This is a genomic window from Acidaminococcus sp. (assembly GCF_057597765.1).
In genome coordinates this window covers 100,450-122,885 of the sequence record NZ_DBMBXK010000007.1, presented here as the reverse complement: position 1 = coordinate 122,885, position 22,436 = coordinate 100,450, and the positions used below count along the sequence as shown (strand labels likewise).

Annotated in this window: 16 protein-coding genes and 1 tRNA gene; 7 read left to right on the top strand and 10 right to left on the bottom strand. The window is 57.3% G+C overall.

Going from position 1 to position 22,436, the window contains the following annotated elements:
• Nucleotides 1–3: 3 nt before the first annotated feature.
• The 8 genes from gyrB to dnaA (ACZOF8_RS06450) all read right to left on the bottom strand — a co-directional run bounded on the left by gyrB (nucleotide 4) and on the right by dnaA (ACZOF8_RS06450) (nucleotide 9,710).
• On the bottom strand, nucleotides 4–1,944 hold the full coding sequence (gene gyrB / locus ACZOF8_RS06485) for a DNA topoisomerase (ATP-hydrolyzing) subunit B (RefSeq protein WP_154488002.1): 1,941 nt from the start codon (nucleotides 1,942–1,944) through the stop codon (nucleotides 4–6).
• Nucleotides 1,945–1,959: 15 nt separating this feature from the next.
• Nucleotides 1,960–2,187 (bottom strand): extracellular matrix regulator RemB, encoded by a 228-nt coding sequence (gene remB, locus ACZOF8_RS06480; RefSeq protein ID WP_022488056.1) that lies wholly within the window; start codon nucleotides 2,185–2,187, stop codon nucleotides 1,960–1,962.
• The gene (locus tag ACZOF8_RS06475) at nucleotides 2,165–2,896 is read right to left on the bottom strand and encodes a DciA family protein (RefSeq protein WP_022488055.1); all 732 of its coding nucleotides are present in this window, start codon (nucleotides 2,894–2,896) and stop codon (nucleotides 2,165–2,167) included. Before ACZOF8_RS06475 ends, remB begins: the two co-directional genes overlap by 23 nt.
• The gene (gene recF, locus ACZOF8_RS06470) at nucleotides 2,893–4,029 is read right to left on the bottom strand and encodes a DNA replication/repair protein RecF (RefSeq protein ID WP_154488001.1); all 1,137 of its coding nucleotides are present in this window, start codon (nucleotides 4,027–4,029) and stop codon (nucleotides 2,893–2,895) included. The genes ACZOF8_RS06475 and recF overlap by 4 nt, the downstream gene beginning before the upstream one ends.
• Nucleotides 4,029–5,156: a DNA polymerase III subunit beta gene (gene dnaN, locus ACZOF8_RS06465; RefSeq protein WP_154488000.1), complete on the bottom strand. Its 1,128-nt coding sequence runs from the start codon at nucleotides 5,154–5,156 to the stop codon at nucleotides 4,029–4,031. The genes recF and dnaN overlap by 1 nt, the downstream gene beginning before the upstream one ends.
• 247 nt (nucleotides 5,157–5,403) lie before the next feature.
• On the bottom strand, nucleotides 5,404–6,798 hold the full coding sequence (gene dnaA, locus ACZOF8_RS06460) for a chromosomal replication initiator protein DnaA (protein ID WP_487426695.1): 1,395 nt from the start codon (nucleotides 6,796–6,798) through the stop codon (nucleotides 5,404–5,406).
• A 211-nt stretch (nucleotides 6,799–7,009) separates the two neighbouring features.
• Complete coding sequence (locus ACZOF8_RS06455) at nucleotides 7,010–7,633, bottom strand: hypothetical protein (RefSeq protein WP_022488051.1); 624 nt, start codon at nucleotides 7,631–7,633, stop codon at nucleotides 7,010–7,012.
• 925 nt (nucleotides 7,634–8,558) lie between these two features.
• The gene (gene dnaA / locus ACZOF8_RS06450; protein WP_154487998.1) at nucleotides 8,559–9,710 is read right to left on the bottom strand and encodes a chromosomal replication initiator protein DnaA; all 1,152 of its coding nucleotides are present in this window, start codon (nucleotides 9,708–9,710) and stop codon (nucleotides 8,559–8,561) included.
• A 327-nt stretch (nucleotides 9,711–10,037) separates the two neighbouring features.
• Here dnaA (ACZOF8_RS06450) and ACZOF8_RS06445 point away from each other — a divergent pair, with 327 nt between their 5' ends.
• The gene (locus ACZOF8_RS06445; RefSeq protein ID WP_154487997.1) at nucleotides 10,038–10,769 is read left to right on the top strand and encodes a gamma-glutamyl-gamma-aminobutyrate hydrolase family protein; all 732 of its coding nucleotides are present in this window, start codon (nucleotides 10,038–10,040) and stop codon (nucleotides 10,767–10,769) included.
• Nucleotides 10,770–10,850: 81 nt separating this feature from the next.
• On the opposite strand, the gene ACZOF8_RS06440 is transcribed toward ACZOF8_RS06445, so the two are convergent.
• Nucleotides 10,851–15,581: an EAL domain-containing protein gene (locus ACZOF8_RS06440; RefSeq protein ID WP_487426694.1), complete on the bottom strand. Its 4,731-nt coding sequence runs from the start codon at nucleotides 15,579–15,581 to the stop codon at nucleotides 10,851–10,853.
• Nucleotides 15,582–15,794: 213 nt separating this feature from the next.
• Between ACZOF8_RS06440 and ACZOF8_RS06435 the strand changes: the two genes are divergently transcribed.
• The 3 genes from ACZOF8_RS06435 to ACZOF8_RS06425 all read left to right on the top strand — a co-directional run bounded on the left by ACZOF8_RS06435 (nucleotide 15,795) and on the right by ACZOF8_RS06425 (nucleotide 17,916).
• Nucleotides 15,795–15,868, top strand: a tRNA-Gly gene (locus ACZOF8_RS06435).
• Nucleotides 15,869–15,993: 125 nt separating this feature from the next.
• Nucleotides 15,994–16,578 (top strand): xanthine phosphoribosyltransferase, encoded by a 585-nt coding sequence (locus ACZOF8_RS06430; protein WP_022488046.1) that lies wholly within the window; start codon nucleotides 15,994–15,996, stop codon nucleotides 16,576–16,578.
• Nucleotides 16,579–16,587: 9 nt separating this feature from the next.
• On the top strand, nucleotides 16,588–17,916 hold the full coding sequence (locus ACZOF8_RS06425) for a uracil-xanthine permease family protein (protein WP_022488045.1): 1,329 nt from the start codon (nucleotides 16,588–16,590) through the stop codon (nucleotides 17,914–17,916).
• 61 nt (nucleotides 17,917–17,977) lie between these two features.
• Here ACZOF8_RS06425 and ACZOF8_RS06420 read toward each other — a convergent pair whose 3' ends face one another.
• Nucleotides 17,978–19,153, bottom strand: coding sequence for a M48 family metallopeptidase (locus ACZOF8_RS06420; RefSeq protein ID WP_288310336.1), 1,176 nt, complete (start codon nucleotides 19,151–19,153; stop codon nucleotides 17,978–17,980).
• A gap of 183 nt (nucleotides 19,154–19,336) precedes the next feature.
• Here ACZOF8_RS06420 and ACZOF8_RS06415 point away from each other — a divergent pair, with 183 nt between their 5' ends.
• The 3 genes from ACZOF8_RS06415 to ACZOF8_RS06405 are packed head-to-tail and all read left to right on the top strand — an operon-like array spanning nucleotide 19,337 to nucleotide 22,405.
• The gene (locus ACZOF8_RS06415) at nucleotides 19,337–20,278 is read left to right on the top strand and encodes an asparaginase (RefSeq protein ID WP_022488043.1); all 942 of its coding nucleotides are present in this window, start codon (nucleotides 19,337–19,339) and stop codon (nucleotides 20,276–20,278) included.
• A gap of 13 nt (nucleotides 20,279–20,291) precedes the next feature.
• Complete coding sequence (locus ACZOF8_RS06410) at nucleotides 20,292–21,350, top strand: GTPase (protein ID WP_441368987.1); 1,059 nt, start codon at nucleotides 20,292–20,294, stop codon at nucleotides 21,348–21,350.
• Nucleotides 21,347–22,405 (top strand): GTPase, encoded by a 1,059-nt coding sequence (locus ACZOF8_RS06405; RefSeq protein ID WP_441368988.1) that lies wholly within the window; start codon nucleotides 21,347–21,349, stop codon nucleotides 22,403–22,405. Before ACZOF8_RS06410 ends, ACZOF8_RS06405 begins: the two co-directional genes overlap by 4 nt.
• Nucleotides 22,406–22,436: the final 31 nt, after the last annotated feature.

Here is a 22,436-nt window from a genome sequence, read left to right as displayed (position 1 = left end):
TCCTTAGAAGTCCAGGTTGGTAACCTTGCCGGCGTTTTCCTCGATGAACTGCCGGCGGGGTTCCACCTTGTCCCCCATGAGCACGGAGAACACGGAATCCGCCGTGGCCGCATCCTCCAGCTGCACCTGGAGCACTGTCCGCTTGCTGGGATCCATGGTGGTTTCCCACAGCTGTTCCGGGTTCATTTCCCCCAGGCCTTTGTACCGCTGGACATAGGGGTTGTTCTGACGTCCCACTTCGTCCAGTTTCTTCTGGAGTTCCTCATCGCTGTAGGCATAGGTGTGCTTCTTGCCCGTGCGGATCAGGTACAGAGGAGGCTGGGCAATGAACACGTTCCCGTGGATGATGAGGGGCTTCATGTACCGGTAGAAGAAAGTGAGCAGCAGGGTCCGGATATGGGCCCCGTCCACATCCGCATCGGTCATGATGATGATTTTCCCGTACCGGGCTTTGGAAATGTCGAATTCCTCCCCGATGCCGCAGCCAAAGGCGGTGATCATGGCCCGGATTTCCTGGCTGTTGAGCATTTTGTCCAGACGGGCCTTTTCCACGTTCAGGATCTTGCCCCGGAGGGGCAGGATGGCCTGGAAGTTCCGGTCCCGGCCCTGTTTGGCGCTGCCCCCTGCGGAATCCCCTTCCACCAGGTAGATTTCCGTTTCTTCCGCGTTTTTGCTGGAACAGTCCGCCAGCTTCCCAGGCAGGCTGCTCACTTCCAAAGCCGATTTCCGGCGGGTCAGGTCCCTTGCTTTTCTGGCGGCAGACCGGGCCCGGCTGGCCATAATAGCTTTTTCCACGATTTTCTTGGCCACCGGCGCGTTTTCTTCGAAGTATTCGGTGAGGGCTTCCGTCACCATATTGTCCACAATGCCCCGGACTTCGCTGTTCCCCAGCTTGGTCTTGGTCTGGCCTTCGAACTGGGGTTCCCGGACCTTCAGGCTCATGACACAGGTGAGCCCTTCCCGGACATCGTCCCCGGACAGGTTGTCCTCGTTGTCCTTCAAGAGGCCGTTTTTCCGGGCATAGTCGTTGATGCACCGGGTCAGGGCCTGTTTCAGCCCGGCCAGATGGGTGCCCCCTTCCTCCGTGTTGATGTTGTTCACGAAGGTGTAGATGTTTTCCGTGTAGGCGTCGGTGTACTGCATGGCCACTTCCACAATGGTGTCCTGCCGTTCCCCTTCCACGTAGATGGGTTTGGCATGGAGGGGTTCCTTCCCTTTGTTGACGAATTCCACAAAGGAAATGATGCCCCCTTCGTAGTGGAACACCTCATCCTGGCCGCTCCGTTCGTCGGTGAGCTGGATCTTGACCCCTTTGTTCAGGAAAGCCAGTTCCCGGATCCGGTGCTTCAGGGTGTCATAGCTGTAGACGGTTTCCGTGAAAATGGTGTCATCCGGCCAGAAGGTGACGCTGGTGCCGGTTTCGTTTTCCGGGCATTCTCCCTTCACATACAGGGGACGGGTGGTCTTGCCTTTGGAAAATTCGATGCCGTAGATCTTCCCGTTCTTCTTGACCTCCACCACCATCTTCTTGCTCAGGGCGTTGACGCAGGAAACCCCCACGCCATGGAGCCCGCCGGAGACCTTGTAGCCGCCGTCGCCGAATTTGCCCCCGGCATGGAGGACCGTCATGACCACTTCGATGGCCGGTTTCCCCACCTTGTGCATTTCCACCGGGATCCCCCGGCCGTTGTCCGTAACAGTGATGCTGTTGTCCTGGTGGATGATCACCCGGATATGGTCACAGTAGCCTGCCAGGGCTTCGTCGATACTGTTGTCGATGACTTCGTACACCAGATGGTGAAGCCCCCGGCCGCTGATGCTGCCGATGTACATGCTGGGACGTTTCCGCACGGCTTCCAGGCCTTCCAGGACCTGGATCTGTTCCGCCCCGTAATCCCCGTGGACGGCAATCTCTTCTTCAATCGTCTGTTTCTTTTTCGCCATACAAACCTCCCGATTTTATCGCTTGCGCAGGGTCCTGCTGGAAATTCCCGACAGGATGATCTTGTCCCGGGTGACCACACAGCTGGCCGGCGGGTAGTCCTCGGTCAGGTCCACCACATTGTCCCCGCCCAGTCTGGGCTTCAGGAAAAACCGGTAGATGTTGGTCCGTTTGTTCCGGATGTCGAAGATCCCGATGATCTCGTCGCAGCGCACCACATAATTATTTCCTACGTGCAGGTACATAAGTCCGTCTCCTTCTGGCTTTTTCCAGGGTCTGCCGGATGGTTTCCTCCGAAAGGGCTTCCGGCCGGAGGCCTGTTTCCACCATGACGGCAAAAGCCTTTTCCCCGGCAGTGGCACGGGGGTCCAGAGCCCGGTTCAGGGCCCATTCCTCCAGTACTGCCTTCACGTCAGTAAATGTTATTCTATCACACTTCACCAGCTCCCGGCAATCTTCATACCGGAGCCAGGGCCGCAGATCCAGCTGTTTCCGGATTTCCCGGCGCAGTTCTTCCTGCTGTTTCCGGCGGCAGCCGGAGCAGATTTCCTCATCTCCGATAAGGGGTACTCCGCACAGAGGACATTTCCGGCTGTCGTCCCGCCGGGGCATGAAGGGTTTTGCCTCCTGTCGGGGCTGGGGTTCTTCCTCAATGACCCCGTGGTAGAACTTCAGTTCCCGGATCAACCGTTTCCGTCCCTGGAGCGCCGGCACCAGGAGCCGGTTCAGCTGATTCAGCAGTTTCCCCTGCATCATGTGGAACTGGTTGGACCACATGGGATTGTCCGTATGGACGTACAGGACTCCCTCTTCCAGCCGGTAAGGCTGGGAATGGCTGGCCCCGGTGTGGCCCAGGATCTCCGGCCAGTGGCTTTTCAGCCAGTGGAGCAGGAACTGCTGCCGGGCCCGGGGAGTCCGGAGCACTTTCAGGATGAGAAGTTCCGAATCTTTCATGGCTGTTCCTCCAGGGTTCCCTCTGCCACCCGGTAAGCCGCCACATCTCCTTCCACCGGAGCCAGATGACGGTCGTTGACGGTCAGGAAGGTCTGGACCGTTCCGTTGATGAAGCCCAGGAGCTTCTCCCGCCGGTGCTGGTCCAGTTCACTGAGCACATCGTCCAGAAGCAGCACCGGATATTCTTCCCGGACGGACCGGATGAATTCCAGTTCCGACAGTTTCAGGGCCAGCGCGGCGGTCCGCTGCTGACCCTGGGATCCGTAGGCCCGGAGAGGCCTTCCCTCATGAAAAATCTCCAGATCGTCCCGGTGGGGCCCCAGGCTGGTGTAGCCCCGGACATAGTCCAGCCGGTGGCGCAGCTGGAGCTGCTGCCGGTAAAAAGTTTCCCAGGCTGCCGGCCCGGGGTTTTCCGTAATCCCCTGCTCCCCTTCGCTGCGCTTCTGCACATAGGAAAGGGTCAGGGCACCCTGGGTGCCGGTGATCCCGTCATAAACCTGTTGGGCCGCCTGGACGATCCCCGCCAGGGCCTGGAGCCGCAGGTCCAGGATCCCCGCCGCCAGCCGGGCCAGGGCTCCATCCCACACCAGCAGCTGGGCTTCCTCCAGCTGTTCCCGGTCCCGGCACTGTTTCAGGAACCGGTTCCGCTGCTGGAGCACCCGGTTGTATTTGGTCAGAAGGTCATAGTACACCGGGCTGGTCTGGGCGATCTCCATATTCAGGAATTTCCGCCGGAGGGCAGGATCCCCTTTCACCAGCTGAAGGTCATCGGGGGTAAAGAGCACCAGGTTCACCAGGCCGTACTGTTCCCGGGGGCTTACCGGGTTCCCGTTCAGGAGATTCTCTTTTTTGGTCCGGCCCCGGACCGGATACCGTTTCACCAGCAGCCGGTTGGACCCGTACCGGTCCCGGTACTGGAGTTCTGCCGCCCATTCTTCCGCTCCGAAGCTGGGCAGCTCTTCCTCATGACGGGTCCGGAAGGAAAACCCCCGGGCGGCAGTATAGATCCCTTCCAGCAGGTTGGTTTTCCCCTGGGCGTTGTCCCCATAAAAGATGGTTATATCATGTGCAAGAGGAAGGGACACCTGGCTGTAGTTCCGGAAATGGAGCAGCCGCAGGTTTTCCAGGCGCATCAGAAGATGACCCGCACCGGGGTCAGGATGTAGGTGTAGCTTTCATCCCCTTCCGGCATGAGCCGGGCCGGAGACAGAGAGGCGTTGGTTTCCAGGCTCACCCGGTCCGTGCCGCAGTTCTTGAAAAAGTCGGTCATGTACCGGGAATTGAAAGCGATGTTCAGCGGCAGGGATTCCCCCACGGTCTGGCAGGCGATGATTTCCTTCCCCTGGCCCATGTCGCTGACGGCGGAAGACAGCACGATCCCGTCTGCATCAATGGCCAGCCGGACAATGTTGTAGTCGGACTGGGAAAACAGGGATACCCGCTGGATGGCCTTTTCCATGTCCACCCGGTTGAAAACCGTCCGGTTGCTGAAGGAAGGAGGGATAGGTCGTCTGTAATCAGGGAATTTCCCTTCGATCAGGCTTGAAATAATGGTGAGATTTCCCACCTTGGCCATGATCTGCCGTTCTTTCAGAGTCAGGGTCACCGGTTCCGGCAGTTCTCCGTTCAGATTGCTGCCGATTTCCTTCAGGAGACGGGCAGGGATCAGCAGGGAAAATTCGCTGTCATCCCCCTCCGGCAGTTCCAGATCCTTGATGGCCAGACGGTGGGTATTGGTGCCCACGGCAGTGAGCCGCTGACCGGATTTTTCCAGGTAGACCCCGGTGTACAGCGGCCGGCTGGCATCAGTGGAACAGGCGTACACCGTGGTGGAGATCAGTTTCCCCATCACTTCTTCGGAAAGCCGGAGCACCCGGTCCCCTTCAAAAGAGGGCATGGCCGGATATTCTTCCGGGTCCATCAGGGGAATGTGGTACTGGCCTCTGGCCTTGGCTGCTTTCAGGGTCATTTCTTTTTCACCGGGCAGCTGCTGAAGGGTGAGCACTTCGTCCGGATCGAAACGGGCCAGCAGATCCCCGATGGCTTTGGCGGGGATGAGAAGCTCTCCGTCCTCCTGTCCGTTCACGTCCATTTTCTTGTTCATCATGTAGGTATTGTCCATGGCAATCAACTGAAGGGTGTTTCCCTGGAGAATGGCATGGATCCCGGAAAAAATCGGTGCGTTATTGCTGGATGAAATGGCTCTTTTTACGATATTGACGCTCTGAGCCAGTTCTTTGCTTTCACATGAAAACTGCATGGCAGTACCTCCTTGTTTCTAAAACGATGAAATTATAAAAATTCGTAGTCTTCGTAGTAGGGCCTGTGGGTATGTGGAAAAGTCGCTCCAGCCCCATTCCAGGCTGTTGGAACCATTGGGATAACTCTGTGGATAACCGGTTTTCACTTATCCACATATCCACTTTTTCAGGGACTTTCCGGGTTATCCACAAAATTACCAACAAGTTATACACAAGATTATCCACAAGTTGTGGATAACTCAGGGATCATTTCTTCAGATCTTCCACCAGTTTGGCCAGCTGCCGTTCCAGATTGTCATTTTTCGCTTTGTCGTCAGCGATCTTGTCACAGGCATGGAGGACTGTGGTGTGGTCCCGGCCTCCGAAACATTCTCCGATCCGGGGCAGGGACAGGTCCGTCAGTTCCCGGGTAAGATACATGGCGATCTGCCGGGGATAGGCGATGGAGCGGGTCCGTTTCTTGGCTTTCAGGTCTTCCACCCGGATCTTGTACCGGGCGGCCACAAGTTCCTGGATGGCTTCCACGGTGATCACCTTGTCCACAGTGCTTCCCATATCCAGGTCCTTCAGGGCTTTCCGGGCCAGTTCCATGGTCACCGGCTGGTGGTTCAGGTTGGCAAAGGCGTGGACCTTGGTGTAGGCACCTTCCAGCTCACGGATGTTGGTCTTTACATTGGTGGCGATCAGCTGGATCACTTCCAGAGGGAATTCCAGATGGTCCTTTTCCGCCATGCTCCGCAAAATGGCACTGCGGGTTTCGAAATCCGGGTGGTTGATCTCGATGATCAGTCCCTGCATGAACCGGCTGGTGAGCCGCTCTTCCAGGGTGTCCAGTTCCTTGGGAGGCCGGTCGCTGGAGATGATGATCTGTTTGTCCGCCTGTTTCAGGGCTTCGAAGGTGTGGAAGAATTCTTCCTGGGTGGATTCTTTTTTCCGCAGGAACTGGATATCGTCGATGAGCAGCACGTCGATGTTCCGGTATTTGTTCCGGAAGGCTTCGTTGGTGTTGTGCTGGATGGCGCCGATCAGTTCATTGGTGAAGGTTTCACTGGAAGTGTAGAGGATCTTCATCTGGGGGAATTTCTTGTGGATATAGTTGCCGATGGCGTTCATCAGGTGGGTTTTCCCCAGGCCCGGGTCGCTGTACAGGAACAGGGGGTTGTAGCTTTTGGCCGGTGCGTTGGCCACTCCCATGGAAAAGTTGAAGGCTTCTTCATTTGATTTGCCCCGGATGAAATTGTCAAAGGTGTATTTGGGGGACAGATGGGAATCGAATTCCTGGGCCGGTTTGGCCGCTGGCTGGGGTTCCGGCTGGTAGGCTGCGGGAGCCGGGGGTTCTTCCGGCTGGGCAGGGGTGTCCGGAAACAGGTTCTGTTCCTCTTTGGGCGGTTCCACTACGTCGATCTGGATCTCCATGGGCTGGCCGCAGATCTGGGAGAGGCTTTCTTCCATCATGGGCAGGTATTTTCCCTGGAGGGTATCCTTGGTGAACTGGTTGGATACATCCAGGGACAGGGTATTGCCCTCCAGGGTCCGGGGATGTGCCGCATCCATCCAGATTTTCCAGCTCCGGCCCTCCATGCTGGCGGAGAGGGCTGTAAGCATTTCGGCCCAGACCTGGGCCAGGTTTTTCGTCGTCATATCCGATCCATCCTTTATCCTTTTAATAGAGACTTCATTATATCACGAAACAGGCCGGTCCTGTGGAAAAACCTGTGGACAATGTGGATAACTTTTTTCCCGGGCCGCCGGAAGCACGGGGCAGGGGGCCGGGTTCCGGTTATCCACAAATCCAGAGTTATACACAGGGAGTTATCCACAGATGTGGATAACTCCCTGTTGAAAAACATGGTCAGCGGTTGAACAGACGGTCCCAGAAACTCCGGTTCTTCAGCCGGGAGGCTTCTTCTTCCGCGGCTTTGGCCCGGGCTTCCGCCGCGGCGATTTTTTCGTCGGCGGCCTTCAGACTGGCGGCGGCGGTTTCCTTGGCGGCGGTAAGGGCGCCGATCTGCTGTTCCTTCAGCCGCAGCACCGCTTCCTGCTGGTCCGCTTTGGCCTGGGCGGCGTCCCGGGCCCGGGCCAGATCCTTCAGCTGGACTTCCTTCTGTTCCGACTGGGCCTTGTATTCCAGATACTGGACCTTTTCCTGGGTCAGCAGCTTGGTGGCGTTCATTTCCGCAATGAGCTTCTGCTGGACTTTCCCCAGCTGGTCCTGGACCGTATTCATCTGGATCAGCAGCACTTTGTTTTCGTGGCGGAGCTGTTCCAGTTCCTCATCCTTGTTCTGTTCATAGACAATCACGGGGTTTTCCGACCGTTTGCTGTCCAGGAACTGGACGGCTTCGTCATCCAGCATCAGGAAACGGTTCTGTTTGACCAGGTGGCCTTCCAGTTCTTCTTCATACCGTTTGATCTGTTTGCGGATGGCTTCGTAGGAAACTCCCTTTTGTTTGGCATAGTCTTTAATGGTGATCATGGCGGACATCCCTCAATATGATATAGATTTCCAGAACAGGAAGAAAACCGCCAGGGGCCCGGCGGCTTTCCAGACAACCGGCGTCCTGCAATGTTCCCACAACGTTGTATGGAAAAGGAGCCGGCCGGTTCCAAAGGTTGTATGAGTATAGTATAGCATATTCCGGCCCGTTTGTCCGGCCCCTGTGCATAACTGGAGGAAAGAAACCGGAAAAAGCCCGGCCAGCCAGGGGTCCCCGGGTTTTCCACAGGGTAAAAAGTTTTCCACCGGAAGTTATCCACAGATGTGGATAACTTTGGGGATAAGCCCATTTTATGGGGGCGGAGAGGGAGGAGGGGGTGTGGATAACTTAAGTCAGGAGTCAGGAGTCTGAAGTCGGAAGCCTCAGGACAGGATCCGTCTGGCTGGACGGATCCCTTTGATTCTGTAGAACCAGAATCAAAAGCAATCTGAGAGATCATTTCGTCCAAAGGTTCTACACATTCAAAAAATTTTCCTGCAAATTTAACCTTCGGCTCCAGACTCCCGACTCCAGACTTGAGCCGCTATGCGGCTCTACAGCTAGGAGGTGTTGCAGGTTTTGTACAACACCTCCAGTGGACATGTGGATAAATCTGGGGATAAAGTCCCGGATCCGGCATGGGCTGTGGCTCCAGGGGTTTTCCACAAGCCAGGGAGTTTTCCACTGAAAGTTATCCACAGGTGTGGATAAGTATGTGGATAATCCCTTTTTATGGGGCTTCCCGGCTGTGGAACAGGGATTTCCCCTGTGGAAAACTGCTTCCCACCGGGCAAAAAACACCCCTGTCCCTGTGCAAAGAGCAGGGACAGGGGTTACAGAGAGCTGGGATGCAATAGGGGGTGTTCCATGGAAAATGCAACATCCCAGTCCCGGGTCGCGACCCGGGACTGGGATGTGAAGTTTTCACACTCCCTTTTTCAACGCAGCCGTCAGGGCCTCGATTTCCTTGTTCAGCTCCGGATCTTTCTGCCGGTCTTTCTGGATCTTTTCGCAGGCGTGGATGATGGTGCTGTGGTCCCGGCCCCCGAAACATTCTCCGATTTTCTTCAGGGAAAGGCCGGCCATTTCCTTGGTCAGGTAAATGGCGATCATCCGGGGCACCGCCACCCGTTTGGTCCGTTTCTTTTCGATCAGTTCCGACCGGTGGAGCCGGAAATGGTCCGCCACCTGCTGCTGGATGGCGTCTACGGTAACGAACTGGGGGGTGTCCAGCAGGGCCAGTTCTTTCAGGGCCCGGCGGCACAGATCCAGGGTAATGGGTTCCCGGGTCACGGTGGAATAAGCGCAGACCCGGTTGTAGGCTCCCTCCAGTTCCCGGATATTGCTGGTGATGCTGCTGGCAATCAGCAGGATCACATCGTTGGGAAAGAGAACCTGCTCTGTATGGGCCAGGTTCTGGAGGATGGCCATCCGGGTTTCCAGATCCGGGTGCTGGATGTCGGCGGTAAGGCCGGAATTGAACCGGCTGATCATCCGTTCTTCCAGGGTGTCCAGTTCCCCGGGGGGACGGTCGCTGGAAATGATGATCTGCTTGTTGGCCTTTTCCAGGGTGTTGAAGGTGTGGAAAAACTCCTCCTGGGTGGATTCCCGGTTCCGGAGGAACTGGATGTCGTCGATGAGGAGCACGTCGATGTTCCGGTATTTTTCCCGGAAGGCTTCCAGCCGGTTGTGTTCCACGCTTTCGATCAGCTCATTGGTGAAGGTTTCACTGGAAATGTACAGCACTTTCATGTCCGGGTGGTTCTTCCGGATCTGGTTGCCGATGGCGTTCATCAGATGGGTTTTCCCCAGGCCGGAGTCGCTGAACAGGAAAAAGGGGTTGTAGGCAAAGGCCGGGTTGTTGGCCACGGCCATGGCGGCTGCCTTGGCAAACCGGTTGGAATTTCCCACCACGAAATTGTCGAAGGTGTACCGGGGAGAAAGGTTGGTGACAAAGGGCTTTTTCAGGACCGGGGGAGCCGGTCTTTTCCGGGCCGGGGGCCGGGGGGACGGATGTTCCGCTGCCGGTTCCTGCTCGGCGAACAGGTCCAGTTCCACCAGTTTTTTCTTGGCCATGACAAACCTCCTTTCTCCTGTAAGGGATATTTTTCATTATACCATATTCCCTGGCATGTGGATAAGTGCCGGGAGCAAGAGGGGGGAACCCGCAGAAAACCTGGCTCCAGGGACTTTTCCACAGGAAAGGGAGTTTTCCACAGAAAGTTATCCACAGGTGTGGACAACTTTGGGGAAAACCCCGGAAATACAGGCCGGACGGGGGATTTGTGAACGTACGTTCTGTGGAAAAGGGATGCTGGGAAGCCGCAGCCTTGCATCTCCTTTCGCAATTTCCTATAATGGAACCAACTGCAGCGCCGGGAAACCGGCGGAAGGAGGAAACTTATGAGCAAATGCCGCATTGCCATTACGGCGGATACCTATCCTTATGCATCGGAGGTGACCAACCTGGTGGAGGCGCCTTTTGCCCCCCGGGGACTGGTGGAAGTAATCGCCCGGCTGGGGGCCATCCCGGTGGTGCTTCCAGATGTGCCCGGAGCCCGGGGGGAGGACTATGTGGACCTGTTTGACGGGCTGATCATCCCCGGAGGGCCGGATGTGGATCCCACTCTGTTCGGGGAGGAACCCAAGTGGAAGATCGGCCGGACCAACTACAAACGGGATCTGTTCGAACTGGAGCTGTTCCGGGCCTTCTACCAGGCCGGAAAACCCATTTTCGGCATCTGCCGGGGCTGCCAGCTGATCAACATCGCTCTGGGAGGGAATGTGTACCAGGATCTGCCCAGTGAGGATCCCCAGTGCACCATCCGTCATTCCCAGGGGGCACCGGGAGGGTATCCCACCCATCATGTGACTTTGGTTCCCGGCAGCAGCCTATTTGGGTCCCTGGGAGAAAAGGCTTATGTCAACTCCCGGCATCATCAGGCCATCCACCGGGTCGCAGAGGCCCTGGAAGTCACCGCCGTGGCTCCTGACGGGGTCCAGGAAAGTGTGGAATCCCACGACCACAAGCAGGTAGTAGCCGTCCAGTGGCATCCGGAAAACATGTGGCAGGAGCATCCGGAACAGCTGAAGCTGTTCGAGGATTTCCTGGCACGGGTAAAAGAAAAGGTGTGAAGCGCTGCTTCACACCTTTTCTTGTCAGCGGTCAACGGCCGCTGACCGCTGACAGGGCTGCTGCGTACCCAGCAGCCCTGTTTATCTATCCGTACTTCTCCTTCCGTACATCACGCCCTTGTCCTTGTACATCTTCCGGTCCACCTGGGTGAGGATCTGGTCCACGTCGGGGATGGGGGTCCGGCAGGTGACGGCGCCCAGGGCCACGCTGATGCCCCGGGCTTTGTACCGGTCCTTCAGGCTGTGGATCAGCTCCTCAGCCTCTGCTGGAGCGTCGATTTCCCGGATCAGGAGGAATTCATCGCCCCCCATCCGGAACACCTTTCCCAGGCCCTTCATTTCGTCCAGTACCTGGGCGGCGGAACGGATCAGCCGGTCTCCCGCTTCATGGCCCTGGGTGTCGTTGACCCGCTTCAGGCCATTGATGTCCCCGAACACAAAGACCAGATCCTGTCCACTGGGCAGGGAGGCTATGGTGTCGTGGAAGGCATACCGGTTCCCCAGGCCGGTGAGCTGGTCCGTCCGGCTGTTGGCCTGGAGAGTCCGCCGGTTGTTCCGGATCCGGAGCATAATGGCAAAGAACCGGGTCAGGGTGGCCAACAGCAGGCTGGCGGACCGGAAGGTATCCGGGGTGGGGTTCACCACTTCCGTATACCCCAGGGACCGTTCCCCCTGGGTGAGATGGCCGGACACAATGCTGCGGATCCCGGGAATCCGGAGATGGAAATCCGGTTGTTTGGCCAGCAGCTGGGGCATATCCGGGATCAGGGCCAGTTGTTCCTTGTCAAAGGAGTTGTACAACAGTTGTACGTCTTTTTTGGGTACGTGCTGGAGCTGATTCTTCATGGGTTCCAGCCCTTTCCGGACCCATTCATAGGTGGCGCTCACCGTGTCATCGGGGCCTTCCTCAAAAATGTAGAACCGTTCCGCTCCCATATTTTCCGCCAGTTGGATGATCATTTTCTGGATCCCCAGGTCCGGATCCTCTTCCCGGAGACCGATGGCAATCGCGTCATTGGCGGCGGCTTCCCGGAAGATCAGATCGTTCCGGGCAATGTCCATATCCACATATTCCTTCAGGTTCAGGGCCATGGAGAAGTGGAGCACCCGCCCCCGCCAGGGTACCAGAGTATCCCGGACCAGAAGGTCCAGGCCGGATTTCACACTGTGATGGGTGGCGGTGTGGAACCGGTCCTGCCGGAGGATGGACAGGGGACAGTAGGCACAGGGGGCCTTCTGTCCTTCCAGCAGTTCGTAGCATTTTTTCTCTTTATACTCCCGGGGCCCGTCCACGTGGTAGGCCTTTTGGGCAGCCTGGTTCATGTAGACCATCTCATAGGTTTCCGGATCGCTGATCATCACCAGTTCGTCCATGGTGTCGAATTTTTCCCGGTCAAAGACGATCCGGTCTCCGATGAACACCGATTCCCCGTACCGCTGATCCCGGGATTCCTTCAGCCGTTCCGTGAGAAGGGCCAGCAGGTTGTCCAGGTTGTCCACTTCCGATCCCCGGGCCAGGGCATACTGGAGGTACAGGGTGCAGCTGTAGCCGTCCACTTCCGTAATGCTGTGGATGGCCTGGGTCAGCTTTTGGATCTGGCTGTCCAGCTGGTCCTTCAGGGTGGTCTTGGTAAAGCCCAGGAAGCAGCAGCTGCCGATGTGAGCCAGGGAAATGGTGGGAAGATGGAGATGCTGGAAGGTTTCCACCACTTTGGTCAGCAGTTTCCGGCCCGCTTCCGGCCCGTAGGTCCGGCGGAACTGGTCGAATTCCGGGATGTCCAGCAGGAAGGCGGCATAGTCATCCTGCTGGTACCGCCAGGAATCCGCATACTGGAGGCCGGCTTCCAGCATGCCCCGGTAGCTGAGAAAGCCGGTTTCCGGATCTTTCAGATTCAGGTCCCGGATCAGTTCCGCCTGGGCGGGGTAGTTCTCCAGATCGTCAAAATAGCCCAAAAGTCCCACAATCTGATTCCCTTTGTACAGAGGGGATTTGGTGGCTACAATGGGATGGGGGACGCCCCGGACAATGCAGGTCCCCAGGTGCTGGGTAATGGTCCGGCCCTGATGCACCACCTCTTCCTCATCGTTCTGAAAGGTGCCGGGCATGGGGTGCCAGCCCATTTCCTCGTCGGTTTTCCCCAGGATGTCCTTTTCTTCCAGGCCGTAGAATTTCAGGAAGGAGCGGCTGGCACCCCGGAACCGGCGCTGGCTGTCCTTCCAGAAGAATTTCAGGGGGGAGGTGCGCACCGCATTCCACAGCAGGGTCTGGTAGTCGTGTTCCGTCTGGGGTATCTTTTCCAGAGGGACTCCCAGGGACATGTTGAACAGAGGCAGTTCTTTCCGGCGGGTGGTCAGATCCTTCCGTTCCCACACATTGTCCTGGACGGTCAGCAGGATGTTCCGGGTGGGATCTTTGTACAGGAACATGGCATGGAAAATCATCCACCGGTAGTTTCCGTCAGGCCGGCGGATCCGGAACTGGTCCTTGACATCCACCCGGCCCTGTTCCCGGCCCTGGGCGTGGAGACTGTCCGGATCTGTGAACTGGAGAAATTTTTCCCGGTCGTCCGGATGGACGAATTTCTTGGCGTAGCGGGCCAGGAAGCCGGCAATGTCCGGATAAACGGCGTCACTGTTCAGGGAAGGCACGGAGCTTTGGAGCACCTGGACCTGGTCTTTCCCGATATCCAGATACATCAGGGAGTCGTACATGAGCACCAGGTTCCGGAACAGTTTGTCCAGTTTGTGGTGGAGCCGGGTGTTTTTGTCAAAGGTGATGTTCTGGATTTCCAGCCGGCCCAGACAGAACTGGGGATTGCCCATGATTTTCCGGGCCTTGATCCGGATGTACTGGCCGTTGTCCACATATACCAGGGAATGGGTGGCGGTGCTGTCCGCCACCTGGTCCAGGAACATCCGGAACTTGTCCCGGAAGGGATAGGCGGGATCCAGCAGGTTCTCATTGGCTTCTTCCAGGGAATGGGTGCCCACACTGGCCAGAACCTTCTGGTAGGCCTCGTTGATGTACAGCAGGGTGGCGTATTTCCGGGTATATCGGAACAGGCCCAGGGGGGCTTCGGACACCACGTTCATGAGACCGGCCTGTTCATAGCACTGGTTTTCCAGGCTGTTTTCCGGCTTGATGTGCATTTTCATCAGATGGGTCAGGAGCTTTTCGTAGGGCAGGGGACGGCTGTAGTAGAATCCCTGGATCTTTTCACAGCCGATCTTTTTCAGGAAGGCCAGCTGTTCTTCCGTTTCCACGCCTTCTGCCAGGGTATGGACTCCCAGGGTCTTGGCCATGAGCACGATGGAGGTGATGATTTCCTTCCCCTTGTCGTTCAGGTTCTTCAGGAAGGCCTGATCGATCTTCAGCTCATCGAAATGGTAGTTGTGGAGCACGTTCAGGGAGGAGTAGGCACTGCCGAAATCGTCCAGCCAGATTTTGTAGCCGCTGTTGTGGAATTTCTGGAGGGTCTGGAAAATGTGGGAGGAATGCTGGACCAGAGCGCTTTCCGTCACTTCAATGCACAGGAAGTTCCGCTGGAGCCCGTATTTCCGTACCACTTTTTCCACCAGCTGGAAGGGGTCGGTGACCAGGAAATCCACCCGGGAGAAGTTTACGGAAATGGGGATCATGGGCTGGTGGTTCCGCCGCTGTTCCCGGAGCAGTTTGCCGGCCTGGCTCAGTACATACTGATCCAGCTGGTGGATCAGCCGGGCTTCTTCCAGGATGGGCACAAAGATCCCCGGAGAGATCATCCCCCGTTCCGGATCGATCCATCGGGCCAGGGCCTCCAGGCTGCACAGTTTGCCCGTAAGGCTCCGGATAATGGGCTGGTAGTACACCTGGATCTGGCCGGACTGGAGGGCCCGGGAGAAGTTTTCCAGCACAAAGACCCGGGTCTCCTGCTGGGCGGCCAGTTCCGGGGTATAGACAGCCCAGGACTGGATGGCGTTTTTCTTGATGGAATCGCAGGCGAATTTGGCCATGTCGAAGGCATGGCGCAGATCCGTCAGGGAAGCTTTTTCATTGGGGGGATAGATTCCTGCCTTCAGCTGGATGGTGGGGTTGCCGGTGCACTGGTCCACCTGCCGGGCGGCTTCCTGGAGTTTGTCCCGGAGCTTTTCCGCCGGAGCCAGGAGCACAAATCCGTCCCCGGTAAGCCGGGTCATCAGCTGGCCCGGGAACAGGGACTGGAGAATGCTGGCCACGGACCGGAGCAGGTTGTCCCCGGCCTGGATCCCCCAGGTGGCATTGTACAATTTGAAGTTGGTCAGGTTCAGGTATACCGGGTTGTAGGATTTCAGTCTGCCCTGGGCCTTTTTTTCCAGGGACAGGTTCAGGGCAGTCTGGTAGAAGGCACGGACCCCCATAAGCCCGGTGACCGGATCCTGTTTCCGGACCAGCACTTTCTGGGAGCTGCTCACCAGGTTCATGATCCATACGGTACCCACCTGGGGCAGGGTGCCTTTGGACAGGGTCCCTTCTATCCGCCGGAAATGGCCTTCCCGGGTCTTGATCCGGAAGGTCAGGTAAATCTGGGTCATGCCGGTTTCCTGGTGAGAGACAGCGGAGGCCTTCTGGCCCAGGGTTTCCAGGGGCTGGTAGTCTTCCGGATCCACCATGCCCTGGAAGGTGCCTCCGGTAAGGACCTGGAATTCCTCTTCAGTGGTGCAGGAATACAGGGACAGGAAGCCCGGGTTCACAAAAAGGATCTGTTCTGATCCCTGGGTGGTAAAAAGACAAATCCCGCTGGGCAGGGTATCGTAAAAACTGTGGAGTTCCTGGAATTTGCCCGGTGTATTCAAAAAAATCCCCCTCTTTGCCTGTAACAGATCCGGAAACCGCTGTGGAAGCAGTGTGTCCGGTCATATGTCCATAATCATATCCTTTATTATACCCCATCTGGGAGGTTCTGCCAGAAAAAGTTAACTGGGGAAGTTAATTGCCAGCGGAAAGAAAAAAATTCTGATCACCCTTTACAAAAAAGAAAAAATTTGCTAAAATACAATTTATCTGATGCGGGCATAGTTCATTGGTAGAATGAAAGCTTCCCAAGCTTTAGAGGTGGGTTCGATTCCCATTGCCCGCTCCATATTGAAAGACGGAAGGCTGTTGCTGAGGCAACAGCCTTTTTTGTTTTCTCAGGAGCCAGGGTATGATATAATTGTCTTTTACAGAAAACGAATTTGATTTGTCTGGAAGAAACGGGAGGAAGACATGGCGGAGTACAATTTACTGCAGAAAAAGATCCTGGCGGACGGCATTATCAAAAGCGGGGATGTGCTGAAGGTGGACAGTTTCCTGAACCACCAGATCGATGTGCCCTTCATCAGCAAGCTGGGAGAAGAATTCTATCAGCTGTTCAAGGACCGGCCCATCAGCAAGATCCTGACCATCGAGGCTTCCGGCATCGGCATTGCCTGCCTGACGGCAGTCCATTTCCGGGTGCCGGTGGTGTTTGCCAAGAAAAGCGCCGGCAGCAACATGGACAAAGAAGTGTACAGCACGGAAATCAGATCCTTTACCCACAACAAGGTGAACCATGTAATCGTTTCCAAGAAGTATCTCAACGCAGGAGACCATGTGCTGATCATCGATGACTTCCTGGCCAACGGCTGCGCGGTGGAAGGCCTTATCGACCTGGTCCACCAGGCCGGCGCCGAAGTGGAAGGGGTGGGCATCGCCATCGAAAAAGGTTTCCAGGGAGGCGGGGACGCCCTGCGGAAGAAAGGCTATGATGTAAAGAGCCTGGCCATCATCGAAAAGATGGATGCGGCCACCGGCACCATCGTATTCCGGTAAGGGGGCGCCATGGAAGAAGAAAAAATCCAGGAACCGGCCCAGACTGGCACTGACCCGATTTACCAGTTTGATGGAAAAATCTCCCTAAAGAAAGCGGCGCCTTTCGGACTCCAGCATGTACTGGCCATGTTCGTGGCCAACATCGCTCCCATCCTGATCGTCACCGGGGCGGTAAAGATGCCTACGGAACAGGCGGCGGCCCTGATCCAGGCGGCCATGATCATGGCCGGGGTAGGGTCCCTGTTCCAGATGTTCCCGGTGGGGCCTCTGGGCAGCCGGCTGCCCATTATCATGGGGATCAGCTTCACCTTTGTGTCCACCTTCTGCGTCATCGGAGCCAAATACGGCTATGGGGCCATCCTGGGGGCGGCTCTGGTAGGGGGCTGTCTGGAAGGGTGCCTGGGGCTCATTGCCCGGTGGTGGCGCCGGTTCATCCCTCCCATTGTGTCCGCCAGCGTGGTGACCTCCATCGGGTTCTCCCTGCTGGGGATCGGGGCCAATTCCTTCGGAGGCGGCTTCGGGAATCCCCATTTCGGGGAAGCTCCCTACATGATCGTGGGTACCGTGACCCTGGTTTCCTGTCTGCTGTTCAACATCAAGGCCAAATCCTTCTACAAGCAGCTGTCCGTGCTGTTTGGCCTGGTGGTAGGGTACATCACCGCTTTTTTCTACGGTATGGTGGATCTGTCCAAGATCAGTTCCGCCGGGCTGTTTTCCCTGCCCCAGCCTCTGCCCTATGGGCTGGAATTCCATCCGGATGCCATTTTTTCCGTATTCCTGATTTTTCTGGTGTCTGCCACAGAAACCCTGGGGGATACCTCTGCCCTGACGGTGATGGGCTTCGGCCGGAATGCCACGGATAAGGAAATCGAAGGGTCCATCGGAGTGGACGGGTTCATCAGTGCCCTGTCCTCCCTGTTCGGCTGTCTGCCCATTACGTCCTTCAGCCAGAACGTGGGGCTCATTGCCATGACCCATGTGGTGAACCGGAAGGCCGTGGCCAGCGGGGCCGCCATTATGATCCTGGCCGGACTGTTCCCGGTGCTGGGAGTGATCCTGGCTTCCCTGCCGGAAGCGGTGCTGGGAGGATGCACCCTGATGATGTTCGGGTCCATTGTGGTCAGCGGGGTCCGGATGCTGGGCAGCTGCGGCTACAGCCAGCGGAACATGACCATCGCTGCCCTGAGCCTGTCCATCGGCATCGGCTTCACCCAGAATCCCTCCATCTTCAAGATTTTCCCGGACCTGATGAAAAGCGTCTTCGCAGAAAACTGCGTGGCGGTAGTGTTCGTGGTGGCCGTAGTGCTGAATCTGATCCTGCCGGATGAGATGAAATAAGGGCTGCTGCACGCAGCGTGCAGCAGCCCGGTCGCGGCCCGCGACCAGAAGGCTCCTCACGTTAACGTGAGGAGCCTTCTTTTTTATTCGAAACAACAGGTTGTTTAACCGGTTGTTTTCCTTTATTCGCCGCCTGGTTCAGCTTTTCCACCCATTGGGCTCCGTTGTCCCCATACTGGAGGCTCATGATCCGCTGGCCTCCGAAGTAGAGATTGCTGCCATCCTGTTCAGCAGAAGGTTGTGTATTGGGTTGTTCGTGGTAGACTTTGGCCAGGCTGCCGGCCACCAGGTAGGTCCGCTCCCGGCTGCTCATGTCCCCTCCGGGCTGGACCAGCCCCAGGTTCTTTTTGTTCACCAGGATGGCTCCGGTCTTTTTGTCCACATTCACATGTTTTCCGCTGTATTCATACAGCCGCTGGGTATACTTGTCCCGGCGGGATCCGTTGTTGGGATGGTCGCTGGGCATGAAGATGGTGCCCAGGAAGGTTTCCCGGTTGTTGCCCATCTTTTCCATTACCCGCTGCCACAGGGCACTGCCGGCTCCCGGGTTGTACCCGGCTTCCGTGGCGTAGGTGAAGCCCAGCTCATCCGCTTTCTTTTCCATAGGCAGGGTCACCAGCTTGGCACTGCCCAGGTTGGCCAGCAGGTTGGTGCCCACTGCTTCCAGCATATTGCTCTGGCTGCCGGCCACGGCTGCCAGAAGGGCAATGGGGAAGGTACGCTTCACTCCGTTGGCCGGGTCGTGCTGCTCCCCGTGACCCAGTTCATGGCCCAATACAAAGGCCAGTTCGTCCTCGTTGTAGTTCAGGGTGGTGAACAGGCCCATGTTTACGGATACATTGTGGCCCAGGGTGCAGTAAGCATTGAATTTGGTGCTGTCGTTGACAAAATAATGATAGGGATTCTTTTCGATGGAAGGATCAGTCTTGGCAATGGCGGCGGACAGCCGACCCATGACCCGGTCCAGCATGGCATTGGCTTCCGGATCCTCATTGACCCCTTCCTGCTGCTTGATCTGATTCAGGTATTCTCCCCGGCCCTTGCCGTCCAGGTAGGCCACCTGCTTGTTCAGCATGCTGTACTGGGCGGACACCAGGACGATGGAGCCGATGGCATTGCTCCAGTCAAAGGCTTCCGCTGCCGGCAGGGCGGACAGGGTCAGGGATGTGGTCAGGACCAGGCCGGACAGGGCCAGGGCCAGCTTTTTCTTCAGGTTTCGGGTGTGCAGACAGATCATGGGAATTCCCCCCTCCAAAGGTAACAGAAAATATATAAACAACCATAAAACAACCATTGTTTTATACCAAAACAACCGCATACAACCTTGAAAAATCCGGGAAACCTGTCACTTCCTCTGTCTGGATGACCCACATATGATATAATTGTTTCTATAGAATAGAACAAGGAGAACCAGAAATCCATGAAAAAAATACTCTTTTTGACCACTGGCGGCACCATTGCCTGTACGGTAACCGATGAAGGCCTGGAACCTACCCTGAAGGGAGAGGACATCCTGAAACAGGTGCCGGAACTCCGGACCCTGGGAGAGATCACCGTCCGGGATCTGACCCTCCTGGACAGCAGCAATCTGGAACCGGCCCACTGGAGCGCCTGGGCCCGGCTGATCGGGGACAATTACAGCGATTATGACGCTTTTGTGCTCACCCACGGCACCGATACCCTGGCCTATACCTCCAGCGCCCTGTGCCGGATGCTGATCAATCTGGGGAAGCCGGTGGTGCTCACCGGGGCCCAGGTCCCCCTCAGCCTTACCAACAGCGATGCCCGGAGCAACCTGGAACTGGCTTTTTCCGTGGCGGCCAGCGGTCTGCCCGGGGTGTTCGTGGCCTTCGGGAACAAGGTGATCAAAGGGGACTGCGCCAAGAAGATCTTCACCCGGAACCCCAATGCCTTTGAAAGTGTCAATGAAGCTCCCGTACTGTATTTCGGCAAGGAGGGGGTCAAAAAGAACCTGCCCAGCCGGGAAAACGTGGGTGGCTTCCGGGTGGAAGAGAAACTGGAACCCCGGGTGATGGCGGTGACCATGACTCCCGGGCTGAAACCGGATATCATCGATTATGCGGTGGACCGGGGCTACAAGGGCCTGGTGCTGGAATGCTACGGAGCCGGCGGGGTGAATACGGACCAGCAGAACTTCCTGCCGGCCATCCGCCGGGCCATCAAAAAAGGCGTCCGGGTGGTGTGCGTCAGCCAGTGCCTTTTTGACGGGGTGGATCTGTCCCTGTATCCCATGGGGATCCTGGCGGCCCAGGCCGGAGTGGAATCCGGGGGCCCCATGACCCTGGAAGCGGCCGTGACCCGGCTTATGTGGAGCCTGGCCAACGAAACAGAAGAAGCATAAAGGAGGGAATCGTATGGCCGGAGATGCCAAAGCCCTGGTATCCCAGTTCCTGCAGGCCTGGCAGCGGGAACGGGACCATAAAATCAAGATCTGCCTCTTCGGGCAGCCGGGAGCCGGGAAAAGCTCTCTGATCAATGAACTGGCCGGCCAGCGGGTGGCCCGGGTGAGCCAGGCCACGGACACCACCCGTCAGGCCCAGATCGTGGAGTGTCCGGATGTGATCTATGTGGACCTGCCCGGCTATGACACCAGCCTGTTCCCGGAAAATGCTTATTTCAGCGCCTTCAATCCTCTCCAGTACGACCTGTTCCTGTGCGTGTTCGCCGGAAAGCTCCATGAGGCGGATGTGGAATTTTTCGGGAAGATCGCCCGGACCGGCCGGGTGTGTCTGTTTGTCCGGAACAAATGCGACGGGCTCTACGATCCTTCCTGCAGCCGGGAAGAGCTGGAGGAGAAGATCACCCGGGATGTCCACCATCTGGTGGGACCCCGGGAACAGGTGGTATTCACCAGCTGCCGGCGGAACCGGCCGGCGGCGGAACGGGGGATCCTGGAACTGGAACGGGCCATGGGGGCGCTTTTGCCGGAAGCCCAGCGGGACCGGTTCTTCCGCCATGCCAAAGCCTATACGGAAGAAGCCCTGCTGGTGAAGCGGAAGGCGGCGGAACGGTCCCTGAAGAAATTCATGGTCCTGGCGGCGGCCAACGGCCTGAACCCGGTGATCGGCATGGACGCGGCCCTGGACAGCCAGATCCTGAAAAGCCTGTACCGGGCCATCCGGGAAGCCTTCGGAGTCAGCGAAAAGGAAGTCCAGCCGGAAGGGCCCAGTTCCCAGGTGGTGAAGAAACTGGCGGAAGGAGTCACCGGAGAACGGGTAACCAAGGGGCTGACCTGGCTCCTGCGGAAAAAGGCCTCCGGGAAAGTGGCCAAAGTGATCCCGGTGGTGGGGGGCGCGGCAGTAATGGGCTTCAACGCCGGAAGCATGTACTTTTTAGGTGAAAAATACATCGATGCCTGCTGGGAGTACGCCCTGGAACGGCTCCAGGCGGAAATCCAGATGGGGGAACCATGACAAAAGACGGAAATGCCATCAGAGAAAAACTGAAGAACCTGGATCAGGAGAATGTGACCATTGTGCTGTTCGGACAGCCGGGCTCCGGGAAGTCCAGCCTGATCAATGCCATCTGCGGCTACCAGGCGGCCCCGGTGGGGGTGGAAACGGACACCACCCGGGAGCCGTTGTTGGTGGAGCACGGGGATGCCACCTTTATCGATCTGCCGGGCTATGGGACAAAATCCTTTCCCTGGAATGAGTTCATAGAACAATTCCATCTTTTCAAGTATGATATGTTCCTGTGCGTATTCTCCGACAAGCTCCACCAGGGGGATACGGAACTGTTCCGGCAGCTGACCGCCCAGGGCAAGTCCTGTATCTTTGTCCGGAACAAGACGGACCTGATCTATGAGGAGGGGCTGAGCCTGGAGGAAAGCGAAGAGGCCATCCGCCGGGATGTGGCCGGACAGCTGGGCCGGGAAGACTTTGAACTGGTCTTTGTGTGTGCCCGGAAGGATGCCCCTTCGGGGCTGGATGAACTGAATGACGCCATCATCCGGAAAATGCCTGCGGCCCGGCGGGAGAAGTACATCCTCACCGCAGAGGCCCGGACCCGGCAGCAGCTGGATGCCAAACGGGAAGCGGCCCGGAGCTATGTGCGCCGGAGTTCCACCTACGCCGCCTACAACGGGATCAATCCCATCATCGGGGTGGATGCGGCAGTGGACCTTCTGATCTTGTACCAGATGTACGGATGCATCCGGGATGCCTTCGGGATCACCCCGGAACTGATCCACGGCAGCCGGAAGGTGTCTCTCCGGGACAAGGCCATGGTCCTGGGGGGCATGAGCAAGGAAGGGATCAAGGTGATCATCAAGACCCTGGGCCGGAAATTCGCCGCCCGGAGTTTCCTGAAGGCGGTGCCGGTGGTGGGCCAGGCAGCTTCGGCTCTCCTGGGGTACCAGCTGGTGCGCCAGGCAGGGCTCACCTATATCGATGCCTGCTATGAACTGGCCCGGGAACGGCTTCTGGACGAGCTGGACGCCCGACGGGACAAGCCGGGGAAGAAGTAAAACAACCTGTGTCCGGCAATGGTTGTACAAC